Annotated in this window: 16 protein-coding genes and 1 pseudogene; 4 read left to right on the forward strand and 13 right to left on the reverse strand. The window is 67.0% G+C overall.

From position 1 onward, the window contains the following. Positions 1-252 precede the first annotated feature (252 nt). The 4 genes from ACIHAD_RS45570 to ACIHAD_RS45585 form a co-directional block, all read right to left on the reverse strand. Positions 253-2,406 carry an MMPL family transporter gene (locus ACIHAD_RS45570; protein ID WP_397361097.1) on the reverse strand — a complete coding sequence of 718 codons (2,154 nt, stop codon included), beginning with the start codon at positions 2,404-2,406 and terminating at the stop codon, positions 253-255. Between the two features lie 199 nt (positions 2,407-2,605). Then, complete coding sequence (locus tag ACIHAD_RS45575) at positions 2,606-2,875, reverse strand: hypothetical protein (RefSeq protein ID WP_397361098.1); 270 nt, start codon at positions 2,873-2,875, stop codon at positions 2,606-2,608. Further along, positions 2,872-3,216: an ArsR/SmtB family transcription factor gene (locus tag ACIHAD_RS45580; protein WP_397361099.1), complete on the reverse strand. Its 345-nt coding sequence runs from the start codon at positions 3,214-3,216 to the stop codon at positions 2,872-2,874. Before ACIHAD_RS45580 ends, ACIHAD_RS45575 begins: the two co-directional genes overlap by 4 nt. Positions 3,217-3,264: 48 nt before the next feature. After that, a complete protein-coding gene (locus ACIHAD_RS45585) occupies positions 3,265-3,705 on the reverse strand; it encodes a MarR family winged helix-turn-helix transcriptional regulator (protein ID WP_397361100.1) in 441 nt (146 codons plus the stop codon). 53 nt (positions 3,706-3,758) lie between these two features. Between ACIHAD_RS45585 and ACIHAD_RS45590 the strand changes: the two genes are divergently transcribed. Both ACIHAD_RS45590 and ACIHAD_RS45595 read left to right on the forward strand, forming a co-directional pair. Next, positions 3,759-4,172, forward strand: coding sequence for a RidA family protein (locus tag ACIHAD_RS45590; RefSeq protein WP_397361101.1), 414 nt, complete (start codon positions 3,759-3,761; stop codon positions 4,170-4,172). A 605-nt stretch (positions 4,173-4,777) separates the two neighbouring features. Continuing rightward, positions 4,778-5,164, forward strand: a pseudogene (locus tag ACIHAD_RS45595) (transposase family protein); the annotation flags it as partial. A gap of 87 nt (positions 5,165-5,251) precedes the next feature. On the opposite strand, the gene ACIHAD_RS45600 reads toward ACIHAD_RS45595, so the two are convergent. The 3 genes from ACIHAD_RS45600 to ACIHAD_RS45610 all read right to left on the reverse strand — a co-directional run bounded on the left by ACIHAD_RS45600 (position 5,252) and on the right by ACIHAD_RS45610 (position 7,778). After that, positions 5,252-6,166 (reverse strand): reverse transcriptase domain-containing protein, encoded by a 915-nt coding sequence (locus tag ACIHAD_RS45600; RefSeq protein ID WP_397361154.1) that lies wholly within the window; start codon positions 6,164-6,166, stop codon positions 5,252-5,254. Between the two features lie 36 nt (positions 6,167-6,202). After that, the gene (locus ACIHAD_RS45605; protein WP_397361102.1) at positions 6,203-7,141 is read right to left on the reverse strand and encodes a recombinase family protein; all 939 of its coding nucleotides are present in this window, start codon (positions 7,139-7,141) and stop codon (positions 6,203-6,205) included. 286 nt (positions 7,142-7,427) lie between these two features. Further along, positions 7,428-7,778: an ArsR/SmtB family transcription factor gene (locus tag ACIHAD_RS45610; RefSeq protein WP_397361103.1), complete on the reverse strand. Its 351-nt coding sequence runs from the start codon at positions 7,776-7,778 to the stop codon at positions 7,428-7,430. Positions 7,779-7,789: 11 nt separating this feature from the next. Between ACIHAD_RS45610 and ACIHAD_RS45615 the strand changes: the two genes are divergently transcribed. Continuing rightward, positions 7,790-9,091, forward strand: coding sequence for an MFS transporter (locus ACIHAD_RS45615; RefSeq protein WP_397361104.1), 1,302 nt, complete (start codon positions 7,790-7,792; stop codon positions 9,089-9,091). A gap of 246 nt (positions 9,092-9,337) precedes the next feature. Here the strand turns inward: ACIHAD_RS45615 and ACIHAD_RS45620 are convergent, their stop codons facing one another. The 6 genes from ACIHAD_RS45620 to ACIHAD_RS45645 form a co-directional block, all read right to left on the reverse strand. Then, positions 9,338-10,714, reverse strand: a complete 1,377-nt coding sequence (locus ACIHAD_RS45620; RefSeq protein WP_397361105.1) for a pentapeptide repeat-containing protein — start codon at positions 10,712-10,714, stop codon at positions 9,338-9,340. A gap of 132 nt (positions 10,715-10,846) precedes the next feature. Further along, positions 10,847-11,707 carry a hypothetical protein gene (locus tag ACIHAD_RS45625; protein WP_397361106.1) on the reverse strand — a complete coding sequence of 287 codons (861 nt, stop codon included), beginning with the start codon at positions 11,705-11,707 and terminating at the stop codon, positions 10,847-10,849. A gap of 383 nt (positions 11,708-12,090) precedes the next feature. Continuing rightward, complete coding sequence (locus ACIHAD_RS45630) at positions 12,091-12,720, reverse strand: DUF6262 family protein (RefSeq protein ID WP_397361107.1); 630 nt, start codon at positions 12,718-12,720, stop codon at positions 12,091-12,093. Continuing rightward, positions 12,717-15,296, reverse strand: coding sequence for a tyrosine-type recombinase/integrase (locus ACIHAD_RS45635; RefSeq protein ID WP_397361108.1), 2,580 nt, complete (start codon positions 15,294-15,296; stop codon positions 12,717-12,719). Before ACIHAD_RS45635 ends, ACIHAD_RS45630 begins: the two co-directional genes overlap by 4 nt. Next, entirely contained in the window at positions 15,293-16,441 is a 1,149-nt protein-coding gene (locus ACIHAD_RS45640; protein WP_397361109.1) for a tyrosine-type recombinase/integrase, read from the reverse strand. Before ACIHAD_RS45640 ends, ACIHAD_RS45635 begins: the two co-directional genes overlap by 4 nt. An 81-nt stretch (positions 16,442-16,522) precedes the next feature. After that, positions 16,523-18,910, reverse strand: a complete 2,388-nt coding sequence (locus ACIHAD_RS45645; protein ID WP_397361110.1) for a Tn3 family transposase — start codon at positions 18,908-18,910, stop codon at positions 16,523-16,525. On the opposite strand from ACIHAD_RS45645, the gene ACIHAD_RS45650 reads away from it, so the two are divergent. After that, entirely contained in the window at positions 18,845-19,144 is a 300-nt protein-coding gene (locus ACIHAD_RS45650; protein WP_397361155.1) for a hypothetical protein, read from the forward strand. The two genes, ACIHAD_RS45645 and ACIHAD_RS45650, sit on opposite strands and share 66 nt — an antisense overlap. Positions 19,145-19,155 lie beyond the last annotated feature (11 nt).

The following is a 19,155-nucleotide window of genomic DNA, read 5'->3' on the forward strand; positions in this document are numbered from 1 at the left end:
CAAAACCCTCGCCGACCACCTCAACAAGATCAACCCGCCAACCACCGAAAATCAGCAGCGTACTTAAGTAAGCAATTTCCGGCGCATCACACTAGGAGCAGCCGTGGGCCTCGGGCGTCGCCGATCGAGTGATCGGTATGTGCCCGCATGCTGCTGTGCATGGCGCCGTCGCACCAGGAGATCGAAGGCTTGGCAGGTGAGCGCCGGGTGCTGGCGGGCGGCACGCCGTCCGCCAGCACCCGGCGTTTCCTGCTACTGCATCGGCGTGGCGGGGCGTCGCATCCAAGTCTGCTCTCCGAGCAGCGCCATCGCGGCCGGCAGCAGCACACCACGGACCACGGTCGCGTCGATAAGGATGGCAACCGCCATGCCCAGTCCCAGCATCTTGTACTCGATGGCCGACAGTGTCACGAAGACCGTGAAGACGCCGATCATGATGAACGCGGCGCCGCTGACGACCCCGGCGCTGCCCGCGATGCCACCGACGATCGCCTCGCGGGCGGAGGCGCCGCCGCGCCGGCGTTCCTTGATGCGGCTGAGGATGAAGATGTGGTAGTCCATGCTCAGCCCGAACAGGATGACGAACATGAACAGCGGCAGCCAGCTCACCACCCCGCCATAGGAAACGAATCCCAGCAGCGACTCCAGATGGCCGTCCTGGAAGACCCAGACTAAGACCCCGCACGCCGCGCCGATGGACAGCAGGTTGAGCAGGATCGATACCAGCGGGATGGTCCACGACCGGAACGTCACGGCAAGCAGCACGAACGCCAGAGTGAGGACGAAGGCGACCACGATCGGGGTCCGCTCATTCACCTGCACAGCGAAGTCGTGGGGCGTGGCGGTCTTGCCCGTCACAGCGTAGGAGACGCCGGCCACCTGCCCGAATGTCGCAGGTAGCGCCTGCTCGCGCAGCATGGCCAGCGCCCGATCGGCCACCGGGTCGGTGATGGCACCGGCCAGTGGCACACGCACCACCATCGCGTGGCCGACCGCGACGGCGGTGATCGGTTCGAGCAGCAGGCCGCCGCTGAAAACTGTCTGCTGGTGCAGCTCTTCGATCGCGGCGCGTACCTGCTCGGTGTCGGCCGAGCTGCCGTCCCTGCGTGCGAGGACCACGCGAGCGGCCGTCGCCGCGCCCGGAAATGCATCCTGCATCGTGGTCGCGGCGTCCACCGCCGGGGAGGTACCGGGCGGCAGGCTGGAGGTCACGGCCGCGTCCTGGAGCCTGATGCCGAGGACGGGCAGCGCCAGCACCAGCAGCACCATGCTCACGGCGGCCCCGCTCAGCACCGGTCTGGCGACCACCGCCCGGGCCACCTGCCCCCAGATGCGGGACTCGCCGACCGCGATCCTGTGTCGACCCAACAAGGGGATGCGGGCCCAGTCCACCCGGTGCCCCAGAACCGCCAGCAGCGCGGGCAGTACCGTCAGCGAGCCGAGCACGGCCAGGCCGACGACCAGGACCGTGCCGGCGGTCAGTCCCTTGAAGACGTCCACGCCGGTGAACAGCAGGCCGGCCAGGCAGAGCATGACGGTCAATCCGGAAGCCACGATCGCGTGCCCCGATGTCTCGGCGGTACGCCGCAGCGCCTCGCGCACGTCATGGCCCGCAGCCCGTTCCTCCCGGACCCGGCGTAGGTAGAACAGCGAGTAGTCGATGCCGACTGCCATGCCGATCAGCAGCACGATGGCCGAGGCGGCGCCGTTGAACGGCACCCACTGCCCGATGAATCCCAGCAGTCCGAACGTGCCCGCCACGACGGTCGCTGATAGCAGGAGCGGGATCCCGGCGGCGATCAGCGAGCCGAACACGGCCAGCAGGATCACGATGGTCAGCGGCAGAGACGTCGTCTCGGCACGCCCGAGGTCGTTCTTGATGCCCTTGTCGACTGCACCGGATAGGCTGCGGTCACCCGCCTGGCTGAAACGCACCCCAGGATGGCTCCGCTGAGCCTGCTCCACGGCTGCGATGGCAGCGGCGTAGTTGTCGTCGAACCGTTCGTCCGGACCGGTGACTTCGAAGGTGACCAGCCCGGAATGACCGTCGCGTGACACCCAGCGCTCTCCGTGCGCCGCCAGCGGCGAACCGATGTCCCGGACTGCCTGCGGTGTCCGACGCAGCAGGGTCACCAGATCTTCCGCGGCGGCACGCAGCTCCGGATCTTCGGAGAAGAGGCCTGTGCCTTCACGCGGCTGGATCAGCACGTTCTCTCGTACGGAGTTGTCGCCGCGCTGGGCGTCCACCATCTGCTGGGCGTGGCCTGCCTCGCCGGGGTCGACGGCGCGCGCGTTGTCGCCCGGGACCAGCGCGCTGGACAGCACAGCGGCTAAGACCAACGCGGCCCAACCAGCGATGGCCAGGGTGCGGTGCCGGACCGACCAGCCCGCGACGGCCGCGATCACGCCGGTCCTGGCCCTCGGAGGGCCAGGCGCCGTGCCGTCGCGAGGGGCCGATTTGCTTTCGGGCAGCATGAACTGCTCTCCTCGTTCTTGGTGGAGTGTTCCTGTGGAACTCGCCTGCCGGCGAGGTGGTACATCTCCCCCAACCGGGCCGTCGAGTTGCAGCTCGGCGGCCCGGAATCGTGTTTCGGGGGTTGGGGTGCTACTCGACAACCTTGAGCATCAGCTCAATGGCGTCGGTACGGTCGCGCAGCGCCGAGAGCCGGTCATTGATCTCAGCGAGCTGCCGTCCGATGTCCTGCTGGGAGGCGGCGGCGGCCTCGGCGATCTTTTTGTACTCCGCCTCGCGTGCCGTCTGAGCCTTGGCCCGCCAGGAGATGGCGGCTTGCCAGACGACCGTGACGACTACGGCGATGATCAGGACGAACACGCCGATGGTGCCGATGACTTCCTGCCACTCATGCTCGTTCATCGCTCCGAGCCCTTCTCGGTGGTCAGCGTTCGTGTTGCGTCCACGATGAGCTCCGGCGTCAGGTGAACAGAGAACCCGCGCAGCTCGTAGTACTTCATTGCCTTTCCTTCTTCCGACAGCTCCAGCTGCGAGGAAACCAGGCCGGCGGCCTCCAGCTTCTTCAAGTGGACCTGGAGCAGCGCCCTGCTGATACCGAGCTCACGCGCCAGTCGGCTCACGTAGTTCCGGCCGCCTGTGAGGGCCGCGATGACGCGCAGCCGGTGCGGGCTGGACAAGGTGGCCAACATCCGCACCAGGTCGTCTCCCGTAGGCGCGGGGACACTCACCTCAACGTCCAGCACATGCCAACAAACATTAGCAGGTGCATGGCCTGGCTTACCGCCTAGGCGTCATGAGGGACGATCGCGCACGTCACGGGAGAGCCGGGCCAGAGTCCGCGCGGCGCGCAGGAAGGTTGCGCGGTCGGCCGGCGGCAGCCTGTCGAGCAGACGGTCCTCGCCGGCCTGGATGGCCGTGCGTACGGATCGGTGAAGGAGGGCCCCTTCGGCGGTGATCGCGAGGATGCGGGCGCGCCGGTCGCGGGGGTCGGGGTCCCGGGTGATCAGCCCTGCGTCCTGGAGCCTGTCGAGAGTGCTGATGATGCGGGTCTTGTCCGCGCCGATCGCCTCGGCGAGGGCGGCCTGCGTGCGCACGGCGGTGTCGGCCAGGGCGGTGAGCACTGCGTAGCCCCACATGGAGATCCCGTGTGCGGCCAGCACAGGCTGCTCTGCGGCGATGAGCGACTGCACCAGGGGCTGGAGCATGGCCGCGAGATCAGGACGATCTGTCACAGCACCTCACCGTACTCCTTGACAGATGATAAGCACATGTAGATTATAGGCGGATGACTATCAATCCTGGTGTCCGACTGATTCGCGACGATCGGCTCACACAAGCCGTCGACTACGCCTACGCCGCGGTCGCCGACACCCCCGTGAACTGCGTGTGGGTGGCCGGCGCCTGCCCCCTCGATCTTGACGGCAAGACAGTCGCCCCTGGCGACTACGCCGCCCAGAGCCATCAGGTGATGCGCAACCTCGTCACCGCGCTCGACAGCGCCGGCGCGTCCCTGACCGACATCGCCAAAAGCACCGTCTACGTCGCCTCCTCCCGCCAAGCCGACCTCAGCACCGCCTGGGAGGTCTACCGCGAGTACATGGGGGATCATGACGCGCCGAGCACGCTGCTCGGGGTAACCGTGCTCGGCTACACCGATCAGCTGGTCGAAGTCGAGGCCGTGGCGGTGATCCGCGCCTGATGCACGTTCGAGCCGTCGGGATGAGCCTCCCGAGACACGGGAGATCTTGACTGCCCGCAACCTTCACCCTTGCGGGCTGCAGGCATGCTCCCGGCAAGAGGGCTCTCCTCCTTGGGGAGGATCGACCTCAGAGACGGCCGAAACACCGTTGGAGCACGCGATGGCGTAGTCAGGTTGTGGATGTCCTGCTCGTACTGGCCGCACGTCCTTGTCCCGAGCGTTCACAGGCAGCAACCGCAGTTCCGTGAAGTGTTCGGGACAGTCAGATAGGCCGGCGAAGGAGCACGGGAGATCATCCCGCCGCGCGCGCGTCCTCTTTCGGGTGAGCAGAGCTCGCGCACGCCACGCGAAGCGCCGTGCAGAGTCATGACCTGGACGGATGCAATCATCGGCGGGCGCAGCGTTCGCGGGGCTGGATCGCCACACCCTTCATCTGGATCTTGATCCATTCGAACATGCGGTAAATCCAGTGAGCCGTTTTCATCCTCGACGGGTGCCTGCTGATCACAGCGTGATCGCGAGTGCGACGTTCACCTGAAGATGCAGAGAACCCCTGGTAGACGGGTGGATCACCACAATCAACACCGTCACCACCAGGGGTTCGGATGCTGTTCTATCGTGCTGCGGTCGATTTGTCGCGCTCAACGCTGAACTACGTGGCCGGCATCATCCGCCGCCACCGCAAGGCCATCGGCTCCACGTGGCGACGCCTCAACCCCGCCCAGCAGGCCCTGCTGGTTCTGGTCTACCTGCGCAAAGGCGAGACCTACACCGAGCTCGCCGCCGGATTCGGCGTCTCGGTCGCCACCGCCTGGCGGTACGTGGAGGAGACCGTCGCCCTGCTGCGCGCCCGCGCCCCCAAGCTCGGCCCCGCCTTACGCAAGACCGTACGGGAAGGTCTGCACTACCTGGTGCTGGACGGCACGCTCATCCCCACCGACCGGGTGCGCGCCGACCGGCCGTACTACTCGGCCAAGCACCGCAGGCACGGGAGTCGGGTCGCCCAGGGGATTTTCACCCCTGGCTCCCACGGAACGGAGCATGACAGTCTCCCGTCACTCCGCTCTTCTCATCTCATCTCATCCTTCCGGTCTCGGCCATCCAGGCCCAGTGTCTGAAGAGGCGGGGCGCTCGTTGGACGAGTGCGAGCACTTCCTGAAGCGTTTGAACGTCCGGAGCCGTTTGTACTTTCGGCGCGCCCAGCGCATCAGGTAGGTGTTGATGCGTTTGAGGAAGGGGCCGAGCTGTGACCGGTAGAACCGGCCGTAGTAGTTCATCCAGCCCGCCACGATGGGGTTGATCGCTTTGGCGAGCTCGTTCAAGTCGAGCCGGGTGCGCAGGTGGATCCGCCAGCGGCGGAGCCGTCGCCCCATCTCCTTGAGGGCCTGTGGGCTGACCGCGGGCAGGAACGAGGAGAATACCCCGCCGTTCCTGGCCTTGGCCGCCCGGGCACGGAAGGTGAACCCGAGGAACGTGAACTCGGTGTGCTCATACGAGCCCGGCCGAACCCGGTCCTTGCAGTACACGATTCTGGTCTTGGTCGGATGCAGTGACAGCCCGACCTCCGCCATCCTCTCGGAGAGGGCAGCCAGGACCTGGCGCGCCCGCTGTTCGGTGACGCAGTGCACGACCGCGTCGTCGGCATACCGCTCGAACTCCACGTCCGGGAACTCCCGGGCGAGAAAGAGATCGAACGCATAATGCATGAACAGGTTGGCCAGCACGGGTGAGATCGCCGATCCCTGTGGGGTTCCCCGATCTCGTTCGCGCAGGGTGCCGTCGGGCAGTGCCAGCGGGGCTTGCAGCCATCGCTTCACATACAGCAATACCCAACGCTGCTCGGTGGTGATGTTGGCCTCGACTGCCTTGACCATCAGGTCCCACGGCACGGAGTCGAAGAACTTGGCGACATCGAGATCGATCACCCAGTTCTTCTTGGGGTCCCGGTAGCACTGACGAAATTTCGGTCGGATATGACCGTGACCTGTGGTGATGCCGCAGCGTGGGGTCTCATTGTGCTGCCGGGCGGGTTACAGGAGGAGGAATTCGCGGAGTTTGCCGCGGGTGTGGGGGCGCGGGGTGCCTGGGCGTAGTTGCAGGCTGGGGAGTTGCTGGGCGATCTGCAGGTCGGTGAGGGGCGCGCTGACGGGGACGTCGCAGTAGCCGCGGTCGTCTTCGCGCCATTTGCTTTGGTCGGGGTCGACGGCGCGGACGCGGGCGACGGTTCCGGCTGCGACGTAGACGATGGCCTTGAGGTGGGGGCGGCGGCCCGGGGCGATGGGCCACCATTTGCGGTCGGTGTCGAGCTGGACCTGTTCGCCGGCGCCGGTTTCGCCGAGCCTGCGGTTGCCGGCGTCGGTCTTTGTGGTCTTCCCGCGGTAGACGATGAGGGCGCAGTCGCGGCCATCGTGGTGGGCGGTGAGGTGCCGGTAGAGGGTGGGGCGGGACACGTGGAAGGTCTGGGCGATTTCTTCGACGGTGTGGGTGCCGTCGTCGTACATCTTTTGGGCCTGGTCTAGCTGCCGCTGGGTGAGTTTGGGGCGGCGGCCGCCGACGCGGCCGCGGGCACGGGCGGCGGCCAGGCCGTCGTTGGTGTTGGCAATGATGAGTTCGCGTTGCAGTTCGGCCAGCACGCTCAGCATGCCGAACATAGCGCGGCCCTCCATGGTGGAGGTGTCGATGCCCTGCTCGACCACGTGCAGTCCGATCCCGGCGGCGCGCAGGTCGGCGCCGAGGTTGATCAGGTGCTGGACCGAGCGTGACAGTCGATCCAGCCGGGTGATCTTCAACGTGTCGCCGGAGTTCAGGAGCGACAGCACGCGGTCGAGCTCGGGCCGGGATGCCTTGGCCCCGCTGGCGGTGTCACCGAAGATGTTCCCGGCCGCCACGCCGGCGCGCTGCAGGGCGTCGATCTGGTGATCGGGATTCTGGTCGGCGGTAGAGACACGGTAGTAGCCATACACCGTCATGTGATGGGTCTCCTAACCGCCTCGGTGAGGTTCTCGCAACATTGTTTTCGAGACGGCTTTTCGATACCCATGTTGGCTGGGTGAACGCCTTGCCGGTAGATGGGTCTTGTGAACGGTCGTTTCCGAGACTCATCAGCTCTCGCGGTCCGGATGAAGCGAAGGTGCGACACGGCGCGAATGGTGTCAGTGTGGGCTTGATCACTCGACGTGACCCGAGCCGCTCGCGGACCGGGCACGGTCCCCCGGGCCGAACGCCTCCCATCAGCGAGTGCCGGGGAGCCCGCACCTACGGCGCCTTGACAGTGCCGGTGGTTGCGGTATCGCGTGTTTGGCGGTGTGCGCTCAGTACAGAGTCGAGCAGGCCGGGGAACAGTGCGTCGAGGTCCTCTCGGCGCAGCCGTACCAGCCGGGATCGACCCTGCACCTTCGTCCACGTCACGCCGGCCTCACGCAGCACCCGGTAGTGGTGCGACAGCGTCGTCTGATGCACGTCGATTTCGGCGCCGATCGCGTTGCAGAAGTCCTCGCCCATCCGGTCGAGCCGCAGGACGAGGTCCAGCCGCACCGGATCGGCCAGAGCGCGCAGCACCTCCACCAGCCGGATGGCCTCGGTCGCCGGCTGTGACACCTCACGCATCGCCGCCCCCTGTGTTCCGCACACCCGCACGCTACCAACTGATGGATATATGGACAAGCATCCATATATCGCTTAGGGTTCCGCTCGATACTTCTGAGATTCCTCTGGAAGGGCGGCACCGCCCGGTGTTGAAACGACTCCTCCCGCTGGCCCTAGCGACCTTCGCCGTCGGCACCGACAGCTACGTCATCGCCGGCCTGCTCCCGGCCATCGCCACCGACCTGCAGGTCTCCACTCCCGCCGCCGGGCAGCTGGTGACGGTGTTCGCCTTGGTGATGGCCCTGTCGGCGCCCGTCATGGGCGCGCTCACCAGTGGACTGGACAGGCGGTCCGCGCTGCTGATCGCGTTGAGCATCTTCGTGGTCGGCAACGCTGTCACCGCCCTGGGCACCAGCTACGGGGTAGTGATGATCGCTCGCGTGGTCACCGCGGCCGGGGCCGGGATGATCAATTCCGCCGCCTCCAGCACTGCGGGGGCCATCGCACCCCCGGAACGCCGAGGCAGGGCCCTGGCCTTCGTGTTGGGCGGCCTCACATTGGCGACGGCGTTGGGCCTCCCCCTCGGCACGCTGATCGGCCGTACCGACTGGCACATCACCCTGTGGGCCGTCGCCGGGATCGGCCTCGCCGCGCTCCTGGGAATCGCCGCCGGCCTGCCCAAGGTGACGCTCCCCGCCGCCACACTAGGCGACCGGCTGCGCCCGCTCAAGCAGGGCCGGGTCCTCGCGCTGCTGGCCGTCACCACACTGGTCTTCCTCGGCGCCTACACCCTCTACACCTACATCGGCCCGGCCCTACAAGATACGACCGGCGGCTCCGAATCGCTGCTCACCGTCATCCTGCTGGCCTGGGGAATCGGCGTCCTGGCCGGAAACATCATCGCCGGACGGCTGGTCGACCGGCACGATCCTGCGCAGGTGTTGACCGGGCCTCTCATCATCGCTGCCATCGCCCTTGGCCTCACTTCGGTGGCGACCGCCACGCTCGTGTCCACCCTGGCATGGGCCGCGATCTGGGGCGCGGCCCTGGGTGTCGTCGTCGTGCCCCAACAGCACCGACTCATCGCCCTCAGCCCGGCCGCAGCACCGGTTCTACTCGGCCTCAACTCCTCGGCCATCTACGTCGGGATCGCCCTCGGCGGCGGCTTGGGCGGACTGGCCCAGGAGTGGTTTGCCATGGTGCCCGCCGCGCTGGGGCTGCCAGCCGCCGGTGTCACGACCCTGGCGCTGCTCTACCACCTGACAACCGCACGCCACCGCGCGCCCGCAGCACCCCAGCCGACTCCCTCCACCACGGAGAAGGCCCAGGCGTAACGCCCTGCCGGGGTCGAGCCCCGGAGCCGTTGCCGGTTCCAGGGCTCGGCCCCGGCCTGGTGGCGCTGGTCACGGGGTGAGGCCGAGTTGGCGCAGTTGCGCCGGGCGTAGCGGCCGCCAGCCGGATCCGTCGAGTTTGGCGAGTTCGGCTTCGACGTGGATTTTACCGAACGGCCTTGGTGCCAACATCATGCTGACCTGGCCATTCACGTCACGGACATGTGCGTGATGTGAGCGCTGGGGACGTCATTCCAACGGCTCCGTGCCCGGCTCGCCTTCGGTCGCGTCGGCGCCCTCCGCGTTGGCCGTCAGGCGCAGCGTCTGCCACCCGTCAGCTGCTTCCTCCGCTCGCCAGCACGGCGGCCATCGCCGCGTCACGCGCTCGGTTCGTGCCACTCGCACGCCATTTAGCACAGCCCTCTCCAGGCCGGAGACCCCGTCCAAGTTGGCGCTGCGGGTGAAGGTCGCCTCTTCGAACACGGCGTCGCCAGCAAAGGCGGCTCCGCTGAACCAGGCGGTGCCGGTGAACGCCGCTCTTGCGAATCGAGCCTCGTCAGCGAAGGTCGTCCCGCCGAACCAGGCGTCGCCGGTGAACGCCGCTCTGGCGAACCTGGCGGCGCCGGTGAAGGTCGTCTCCGCAAACGCGGCGTCGCCGGTGAAGGTCGCTTCCATGAACATGGCGTCGCTGGTGAAGGTCGCCCCGTCGAACTCGGCGTTGCCAGTGAAGGTCGTTCCCATAAATATGGCGGCGTCGGTGAAGGTCGCGTCCTCGAAGTCGGCGTCGCCGGTGAAGGTTGCCCCGCTGAACAGGGCGTCGCCGGTGAAGGTTGCCCCGCTGAACAGGGCGGTGCCCACGCGGCAGTCGCGCAGGTTGAGGTCCGTTAAGGCAGCGCCGGTGAGGTCAAGGCGGATGTCGTGCCAGTGACCGGCGTTGGGGTCGGTGCTGCGGTGCTGCCACCAGCGGCGGGCGGGCGGCTTCTGGTAGCGCAGATGAGTGGCCAGGATGCGCTGGGCGGTGAGGCGGACCTGCCGCTCCTCGTGCGGATCACGGGCGCGGCCAGCGTTCTGACGGGCAGTGCCAACGCGGGCGGCTCGCTGGGCTGTGCGGATCTTCTCGTGCCGGTCCTGTTCGGCGGGCGGCGTCCACGGCATCCTCAAGTACGAGCAGATCACGTCCATGATGGTTTGTCGCAGCGCCGGGGTGTCCTGGGCGAGGCGTTCCAGGGCGTGCAGGCCTGCGAGGCGGACCGGAGCCTGGTCGCTGCCGAGCAGTTCGGCGGCCTTCGTGTAGAGCTCGGTGGTGCGGCGTTCGACGGCGTCGTGTGTGGTGTGCGCAGCGGCCAGTTCCTGATGCCGCTGCCGGCGGACGGCCAGCAGTAGCGTCACCGCGGCGCCGGCGCCCGCGCCGGCCGCCAGCGCGGTTCGGACGGCCTCGATCCGCGCGGAGATCTGTTCAGCTCTGCTCAGCGGTGTGCCCACGTCCTTGAGCAGCCAGGCGCTGACACCCCAGACCGCCGCGCAGACCAACAACGCTGCGGGAAGCGCCCACCACCACATAGATCGCGGCGACCGCAGCTCGGGCGGACGCGCGGACTGCCGGGGAGATCGCCGGAGAAAGCCCATGCATCCATTCCAGTCACCCGGCGCCGTCGCCGAGGTGAATTGCTCGAATTGCTCAACCCGTTCATTGCGGTGGCGTCGCGTAGAGGGCGTGACAAGTCCGGTGGCGTGGCTGGCTTCGTCGAATGATCCTGGCTAATCGCTTCGCTCGATGGCTCGCCGGATGTAAAGCGTGTTGGCGAGGTCTTCGGCGACTATGTCCGTGCGTTCATAACTGCAGACAAAGCAGTGTCCGATGCCGACTTCATCGAGGTATCCGTCGCGGGAGGGCGCGACGAAGGTCTCGTAACCACAGACTGGGCAGTCTTCGAGAGTGGTGATGTCGACGTCCCCCGGCGCCGGGGCGAATCGGTCCCGTAGCTCGTCGACGTCAGCGCGCCGCTGGGCCTCGTCTTCTCCTAGGGCTTCGAGATAACGCGCAGCGCGGGCTTGTTCGGCATCGTCGTCCGAGCTGACCTTAGTTTCGTAGGCTGCCAAGCCTTCAACGCTGATCGCGTGCGAGATCTCTGGATGATCGCTGAGGACGTCGAGTGCTTCGAGGTGTTCTTCCGCCAAGGCTTCGGTTGGGTTATCGCTGACTTCGCGGGCGTGTCGGATCTCTTGAGTGATATCAAGCGCGCGCTCCAGGACCGATGTCCTCACTTCGGTGAAGTTCGCGACAAGTCGTTCTTCGTCCCCCGGCTCGAACCATGGGGATTTGACGAACTCCGGCTTGGCGGGGTCGTGGAGGACGCGTGTCACCCCAGACTCGGCGGAGATGCCTTCGGCCTTGATGACAACCAGCAGGTCGCGAGCCGACAGCATGCGTCCTCGGCGACCGGATTCCTTTCCTGGCCACATGTGCGCAACGATCAGGGCAAGCCCATTGGTCAGTGCCTGGTCGAAGAGCGCCTCCGCTCCCCGGGCTGACGGATCCCGTCCCAGCGCATAGGAGCAGAGCGCAAACTGCTTCGCCCGGCGCTGTTGGGTGGCATCAAAACGCTCCTTCTGATCCATTTCACGCAGAGTAGTTCCTTCGCCGCCTATGGGCGAAGGGTTTCGGCAGCCGGATGAGGCTCGTGATCTGCTGCCGGATCACGGTGATCTGCTCCAGGGTGAGTCCCGTGGTGTGCCCTTCCGGGGAAGCAGGCCCGGTAATGACGACCGGCCCAAGCAGGCGGCAACGGATGCCGTGCTAGTGAGCGAGGGCGGTGGCGCAGGTGTTGAGGGGCTGGTTGTCGGCGTGGCCGTTTTCATCTGCCCACATGTCCCAGCGACTGGTAACAGTCAGCGGCTCAACCGCCGCGCCGGAGATGAGGCCGCAGATCGCTGCGACGGTCCGTCCCCGCTTGGGCAGGTGGACTCGGTCACCCGACCGTCCAGGCTGATTTTCAGGGCTCTCATGGTTCTGCTGGTCCGCTGCGGAGATCAGCGGGGTGGCCCTGCTGTGGTCCTTGCCCGAGGTTCAGGTGGTCAGCGAGTTCGGCTTCGAGGCGGGCGATGCGGGTGTCGAGGAAGCGGTTGTTCTCGCGGGCGGCCTTCAGCCGGTCGGTGAGCCGCTGGTTGTCGGTGGTGAGTTTGCGGTTCTCTTGGCGGAGGGTCCGGTTCTCGGTGGTCATCCGTTCGACGGCGTCGGCAGGGAGGTCGAGTTCGAGTTCGCGGATCTGACCGAGGAGCTGGCCGATTTGGCCGCGCTGGTTGCTGATTTCCGCGTACGCGGCTTTGAGAGCGTCTTCGGCGTTGAGCGCTCGGTCCTTCCAGGGGCTGGCCTGGTCGCCAGTCCGTGCGCGGCTAGTCGTCGGGCTGGTGGTGTCGTCTGCTGCGGCTTCGGTGAGGAGCTTCTTGGCTTCGGCGTTCTGATAGAGGAAGGTGCGGGAGACTTCGGCGCGGCGGGCGACCACGGCTGTCTGGATGGACATGCCGTCGCGGCGCATCTGGCGGAGCGTGTCGCGAACGCGTCCGAGCATCTGCTCGGTGGTGCCCTTCCGGGCTTGGATGGCGGCCGTGGTCCGGCTCGATTCGGTGCTCAATCGTCGTCCTCGTGCTCGGTGAGGGCGGCCAGGTCGCCGGCCCGGAAGTTGAGGCTCCAGATCCGTTGGAAGTAGTCCTGGGGTCGTCTGAGATCCAGGGCGAGGGCCTGATCAAGAAGACCAAGCCCGGCCAGTGCCTTCTCCAGGCCCGCGATGGCGCGGGCAGTCGGTTCGAAGACGGTGTGGAGGTAGTTGGCGGCCTCGTCGGTGGGGGCGCGTTCGGCGATGGATCGCCACTGTTCGGCCTTGCGCCGCCAGTAGAGGAGGTCAGCGCCGGAGAGCACGAACTTGTCGCAGTTCGTGCAGTCCAGGTTCCAGGGGCAGGCGTTGCCGTCGACGACGGGCTGGAAGGTGCAAACTCCGCCCTCGGCCGGGGTGCTGCGTCGGCTGAGGTCCAGGGCCAGAGCCATGGCCTCATGCTTGCTCAGGGGTGTCTCGCTGCTGGAGAGCAACTCGCCGGGATTGACCGAGCCGGGTCCGGCGACCCAAATCGCGGCGAGGAGGTCGTCGAGGTCGGAGTTGCTGACCTTGACGTAGTGCTCCGCCATGCGCTCGCTGACTTGTCCCAGGTAGCGCTTGATATGAGCAAGGCTCGCGCCCGCGGCCAGGAGCTTGGTCGCCAGAGTGTGGCGGGCTTGGTGGATGACGTTCCCGCCGAGGTCCAGGCTGTCCACCCACTCCTTGAAGCATCTGCTGAAGTGGCCATAGGAGATCGACTTGGTGCCGTCCGGGTTGCGAACGGCGTTGGGGAACAGCACGAGGGACCTCCGCTCCTCCGCGCTGGGAGGACGGCCAAAACGGTCCTCGAAGACCACGAGGGTCTTGGCTCGGCGGGCTTCGAGCCGGTCATAGAGGAATTCCGGGATCCGGATGCCCGCGTTGTAGTTGCCGACCTTGGTCTGGTCGTGCCAGAGCATCGGCAGGCCCCGGTAGCGGCCGACGCAGTCGAGGGAGAGCTTGACGACCTCGCTGCAGCGGCGGCCGGTCGCCACGATCGTCTCCCAGATGTCGCGTAGCCCTCGGTCGTTGGGGTCCCAAGTGCCAGCGAGCAACTGAAGATTGGCCTCGTCGGCCAAGGCGCGGGCGACATCGTCGGTGAAGGGGTTCCGGGCGACCTTGCGGTCCTTGCCGCCTGAAGGCAGGGCGACGATGAAGGAGCGAGGCAACCCGACCTTGTCGGGCTCGCCGCAGCTCAGCGCCTCGAACATGACCTTTCGAGCGTGGTTGAACGTCAGCCGGCGGGTGCCGAAGGTGACGATCGAAGGCTCCCCGTTGCCGCGGACGAGCCCCAGCGACGGCAGTCCGTGCCGTTCCCGGTTCAGCAGGTCGGCGGCGAACCTCTCGGCGTGCTCCGAGCGCAGGAGCGCCGGTTCGTGGCCGCCCTGAGGAGCGTCGATCTCCAGGAAGGCGCCGAGCTCGATGATCGCGCGTCGCGCCGAGTCGAACGGGCCCCGGGATCTGGGGCACTGCGCCGAGCGCAGCACCCTGGCCAGATGTTCCCAAAGCAGGTTGCGAAGCCAGCGCTGCGGAACGCCGGCCAGGTCGAAGTGGCTTTGGGTGTTGGGAAACCGGCGGCCGAAGTGCTCGGTCTCGATGAAACCGGCGTCCTTGGTGTCCTGCGGGCTGTAGTAGATGCGGCGCAGCCCGTCGGCGATCTCAAGAATCAGCGCCCGGCTGAAGGAATCGAAGTCCTTGCGGGAGCGCCCGCCCTCCCGCGTGGAGGTCAAGTCCGCGAGCGAGGTCAGCTTCAGCCTCCGGCAGCGGTTGGCCAGCCTCTGAACCGTTCCCACTTCCCAGCTCGCGCGATGCTTCATCCGGGCGTGGGCGTTCAACCCCCACTTGATCTCGGCCTTGAGCAGCGGATGGAGACCGGCCAGGTTGATGACGCTCGGTTTGCCGATCGGGTCCTCGTCCGAACACCACCGCAGGAATGCGGCCCCGTCCTCGTAGCTGATCGCCACCGGATCGCCCAGTTGCTCGAAGCCGCGTCGCCACGCGGTCGGCGCTGCTGCTCCGCCAGGCCGTCCTGCCCGGTAGTAGCGATCCTGGTGGGGTTCACACAATCCGATCGGGAAGGCGGCGTTGTAAGGGCAGGCGTTGATGCGGCAGGGGCCGAACCCGGCGAAGGTCGTGGCGTGGGCTTTCCACTCCTCGAAGCTGGCCTCGGGATGAGCTCGCTGATACCGCCGCCACCGCACGCCGTGATACTTGCAGAGCCGCGTCGTGACGGTATACGCGGGCAGATCGGCGCAGATACGGCACGAGCCGAGATCGACTCCCTTGCGGGGCTGCAGCGGCCGCGCCGTCTGGATGAACTTCGCCCGGCCCAGCCCGCTGCTCTTCCACTCGTAGTAGTGCGTCGAGCAGATCAGCTGACCCCACCGGCGGATCCGATCGCACTGGTCAACGCTGCACTGCCAGGCGTAGACGGCGTGGTCGGGTGCGATCACGATGTGATCAGGTCGATAGGTCGGGTCGAAGCCAGGGCCATCGATCAAGGCTGTCAGCACTTCCAGCCGGTCCCGTCTGATTCGGCTTGGAGCACCGGGGTCGACGAGTTGCAGTTCGACAGTCATGTCCGCTCCCAGACCCGGTCGAGCGCGGCGGTGAACTTCGGGTCGTGGAGATCGGTATGACCGTAGATCTGTTCGACAGTCGTCGCTGACGACCACCCGCCGGCGTCGCGGGCGATCAGGGTGTCGCCGTCGGAGGCATCCAGCACGTTGGTGGCGAAGAGATGCCGCCACGCGTGGGGATTGACCTTGCCGAGGTCGAGCCGGATCCCGGCTCGATTCAGCATCGCCCGCGCGCCCGCCATCGACCATGGCCGGCCCTTGCCGGGTCCGTGCAGCTGAACCAGGAGCATCCCGTGATCCGCGTTGTGCGGATACTCCGTGGTCACGTACTCGAAGTAGGTGTGGATCATCGCCGGGCTCGCCCGGCGCACCAGCCCGCCGTGCACTACACCGTTCCGGAGCGTCCAAGGCGGTTTGGTTTTCGCCCGGCTTCGATTCCGGTTGGTCTCCCGATGGCAGATGTGAACGTGTGGTGGCCTGCACTCACCGCACTCAGCGCCCTCGCGCAGGTGAAGGTCGACCAGGTGCAAGCCGCAGAACTCGCCGATCCGAAAGCCGCCGTCCGCCAGCCAGGTCACCGTCATCCGATCCCGGGCGGACCCCAGATCGTCCAGCAACGTAGTCCGCGCGCCATCGGGCGGCATCTTCGGGTGCCGTCGCCGTACTGCCCTGGCCGGCCGCAGCGGGTTAGCTGCCATCTCCTGGACCACGTGCCCGAGGAACAGCCGCCGCCGGTCGGCCTTCGTCGGCAGCCGGGCTCCTTTTCGCGCGAACTCCTCGGCCAGGACCTGGTTCTCGCCGTGAGAGCCGAGATAGCAGTAGAACCGCTTCAAGCAGGCCGCGGCCGCGTCGAGCGAGCTCTGCGCGTACGGTCGTTTGCCCACCCGCCACGGGTTTCCATAGGGCCCGCGATACTCGGCGCCCACCGCTCCCATGTAGCGCTCGAGATCCTGCATCACCACGGACTCGGGCGTCAATCCCTCCGACACCAGCCACCGCAGGTGGTCCACCAGCAGGTAGGCGTACGTCCGGTCGGTCCCGCCCGCGCACGTCCGCAAAAACCCATCGGGCAACCGGCATACCGAGCCGTCCGCCGCGAGGATCGTGTACGAGATCCGGCCAGAGCGATGCTCCAGCTCCTGCACCCTCAAATCGCCAATGACAAGTTTCCGCCCCACGCGTCCCCCGACCGCCCGGCACGTGCCACACGTCCAATGACCAGGAGGTTAACGGTGATGGCACAAGAACACAGGACGCCACGCCACACGTCCTGTACAGCGCAGATAGCGATCTGTTAAGTCGACGTTGATGACGCCGAAGAAGTTGATGTTGTCGCTGTGACCGGGTGAGATGTGGGCCAGGACCTCGTCGGGTACCTGGCGGCCCTGGGCGCGCAGCTCGAGGACGGCGCGGGAGTAGTACTCGGTGGTCCAGGCCACCACGGCGTTGGTCAGGACAGTCAGGCACCACGCCTGCTCGGTCTGCTGCTCCAGGTGCGGCTTGGTGATGGTGCCCTGCTGGGCGTAGTGCAGGTCCCGCCGGAGGGCGTGCAGGCCCTCCCCCTTGTTCAGCTGCCGGGAGATCTTGCGCCGGTACACCGGATCGGACAGGTATTTGGCAGTGTGCAGGGTGCGGCGCAGCATCCCCCACTCCCTCAGCGCGGCGGCCAGGGTGTTCTGGCGGGAGGCGGCCGACCATTTCCCGACGATCAGGGAGGCGGTCGCCTGCCCGTACTTCAAGGAGCCGGCCATCCGCAGCAGATCGGGCCAGCAGTCGGCGATGAGGTCTTCGTTCCAGCGGGCGCCCAGCAGCGGCCCGGCGTGCGGGTAGAGCCTTCCGATCTCTGTGGGGGTGTCGTCGCGAACCAGCGTCACTCGTGTCAGATCTCGCATCCTGGGTGTGAGGGCCTTGCCGACCAGGTCGAACAACGCGAAGTTGATCAACGTGGCACCGTGGGTGTCGGTGGCGTGCTCGGTGACCGGCAGGTCGGTGGCGTTGCCCAGGAAGTCGTCCAGCACGTAGTGCGCCTCCCGCGCTGTCGGCACGATGATCTTCGTCCCGTACGTCGACCACTGGTCGGACACGTGCGTGTAGGTGGACAGGACTTGCCCGCCGTGGATGACCATGTTCCGGCCGGTCAGGCTCTTGCCGCGGACCGGGAAGCGCTGCCCGTCGGAGGAGGACATGGTGCCGCCGCCGAACACGCCTGCCAGCGGCAGGTTGTAGTGGTGGTTCACGATGACCGTGTTGGCCTCTCGGAGGGTGTCCTCGCGGATGTACCACTCGGCCGTCCAGGCCAGCACGTCGTAGGAGACCCCGCACGCCTCGCTCATCCTGGCCAGGCCCAGGTTGGTCGCCTGGGCGATCAGCACGGCGAGGATGTTGCGTTTGGTCTCGGCGGTCTTGGCCAGCTTGCGGCCGCCGGCGTGGGTGAAGCAGTCTAGGAAGTTCGTGCGGGCATCCAGCTCGATCAGCAGTGAGGCGATCGGCGCGAACGGCAACATGCCGGCCAGTTCGTCCTTGAGCGTCTTGGCCTCGGCCGGGATGTCCTCGGCCGACAGCGGCGGCACCACCAGGTGGTCATCGGGGTCCAGGCGGACGGTGCCGGTGTCGTCCGGTGAGGCGCTGGCCAGCGCCGTTTCCAGTTCCTCCAGCGCGGAGTGCAGTTCCTCCTTGCCCTGCGCCAGCGCGTCGGCCGCGGAGGTGGGTTTGCCGACCAGGCGACAGTAGTCGTCGCGGCGGGGCGCCCACTGCTCCGGTGTGTACAGGTAGGTGGCCGGGTCGGCGTAGCGGCGTGACCCCGGCACCCACACGTCGCCCGAGCGGAGCCCGTCGCGCAGGCACAAGATCACGCACAGTTCCCAGTAATGCCGATAGGCGGTGTCCTCCCCGGACTTGCGGGCCTTGTCCAGGTAGTCGGCGTACTTGGCCGGGATGAAGCCGGCCGGCGCGCCCGCGGGCACTTTCCGGCCGCCGCTGCGATTCAGCTCCTTCAAGATGGCCACGGCCTGCATCAGCGCACCGGTGCCCGGCCCGCCCTGGAAGTCGATCGCCGTCAGCACGTTCGGGGTGAACTGCCGCAGGTAGGTGTAGGAGGAGTCCAGCTCCGACAACCGGCCGTGGTCTTTGGGGAGCGGTGTCCATGTGTCGGCGTTCAGCTCTCGAAGCATCTGCATCCCGACCCGGTTCCGCAGGATGCCGCCGACCTGCTCGTCCGGGATCGACGGATCGGCCAGCACCGGAAGGATCACATCCATCAGAAGCTGCCGGGCCTCGCCCTTCTTGGCCCGCTCGGCCAGCGCCTCATCGGTCCTGGACCTGGCTCGTGACTCCCGCGCCGACACCGCCTGGTCGAACAGCGCCACGACCTCGTCCAACTGGTCAACGGCGGCCTGGGCAACGAACGACAGCAGGATCGGGAACTTGCGGTCCCCGCGCCGGGCAAGCCCCTGGTTGGTGGAGCGGCGAGCGACCTGGGCCAGGAACGGCGCCGCTCGTTCGGCAGCATCGACAGGTCCAGCTGGTGGGCGTCGATGTTCCGGAACCAGGTGAGCTTCTCGATCGAGGTCTTCACCGCCGACGCCGAGGCGTCCTTGGCCGGGCTGTTCAACCATTCCAGCCGGGTCATCCCCAACCCGGCATCCACCAGCAGCATCCGCTCCAGATCCGCCCGCAACTCAGCCGTCAGCACCGGCGCCAGCAGCTGCGAGGTCAGATCACCAGCAGCCCTACGAGCCGACCCGATCAGCCTCGCCAGCACGATCGGGCCCGGCCGGATCACCTTGGCGGCAAGCAGATACTCCCGCGCCAGGTTGAACAGCAGCGTCGGCGAATCGGCCTGTCGGTAAGGTTGGCCCCA

It is taken from the genome of Nonomuraea sp. NPDC052265, assembly GCF_044547985.1.
Lineage (GTDB): Bacteria > Actinomycetota > Actinomycetes > Streptosporangiales > Streptosporangiaceae > Nonomuraea.